Origin of the sequence: Paenibacillus sp. IHBB 3054, from assembly GCF_051594305.1 — a bacterium.
GTDB lineage: Bacteria > Bacillota > Bacilli > Paenibacillales > Paenibacillaceae > Paenibacillus_AQ.
The window spans coordinates 1-1,078 of record NZ_JBOFBG010000122.1; the positions used below are offsets into that span (position 1 = coordinate 1).

2 protein-coding genes are annotated in these 1,078 nt (G+C 37.8%); both read left to right on the plus strand.

Features of this window, described 5'->3' with window-relative positions; all coding sequences use genetic code 11:
• The coding region (locus tag ACQ76X_RS35960; RefSeq protein ID WP_438498675.1) for a hypothetical protein at window positions 1–518 on the plus strand (518 nt) is incomplete at its 5' end.
• Window positions 519–611: 93 nt separating this feature from the next.
• On the plus strand, window positions 612–1,078 hold a 467-nt coding region (locus tag ACQ76X_RS35965), incomplete at its 3' end, for a hypothetical protein (protein ID WP_438498676.1).

Here is a 1,078-nt window from a genome sequence, read left to right on the forward strand (position 1 = left end):
CTGAACGCAAGAAATTGGAGGAATCATTAAGAGCGAAGGATAAACAGATAGATTTTTATTTTCGTAAAGTGAATGAATTGATAAACGAATTGAATCAAAGTAAATTAAATGGTAATCCAATAAAAGGAGAGAAGGATCTACGTTTGGAAGATCAATTGGTATGGGATGTATTGGAATCGGAAGAATACAAGACCCTATTAGAAGAATATAGTGAGTATTATGGTATCATCGACGAATCTGATATTCCAAAGACTGAGACGTTGGGAGGATTTAGATATAAAATAGAGGAAAGTATCACTGAGGGTTATGATTTGTTACCTGTGTATTATGGCTGGACCAATACCTTGATGCATATGAGAACGAAAGAATTTCGAGAACTGGACACCCTTTACAAAGAACATTTTGGTGAGGGTATTCCTACCGAGCAGATATTCGGAACGATGGAAGAGTTAATCGATATAGTGAATAAAAGTGTAAAAGAAGGCCGGAATTTACTGCCGGAGTATTATGGACTCTAAAAAGCAGGTAAGACCGTATTTCCGTAACTCTAGCTGGAAATACGGTCTTATTATTATTCTACAAGAGATTCGGAGAGTTACTGGAGGGCGTTCATGACTAAGCGGAAATGGAAGTGTTGTGGAGTATTTGTGTTCATCCTCTTAATTGCAACCAGCGGTTGGTTATGGTATAGCCACTCCAGGCAGGAAGTTCGTTTATCTGGGGAAGCGGCTGAACGTAAGGAACTGGAGGAATCATTAAGAGCGAAGGATAAACAGATAGATTTTTATTTTCGTAAAGTGAATGAATTGATACATACGTCGAAAGATCAATTGGTATGGGATATGTTGGAATCAGAGGAATATAAGGAGATTCTAGAAGAATACAATAAACAGTACGGTTACATGTATGAGGAAGATATTCCTAAAACTGAAACACTTGGAGGATACCGATACAAGGTACGGGAAAGCATTACTGAGGGTTATAATCTGTTGCCCAAGTATTATGGCTGGACCAATGTGTTAATGAGCTTGAGAACGAAAGAGTTTGAGAAAGTGGACGCTCTCTTTAGAGAAAATTT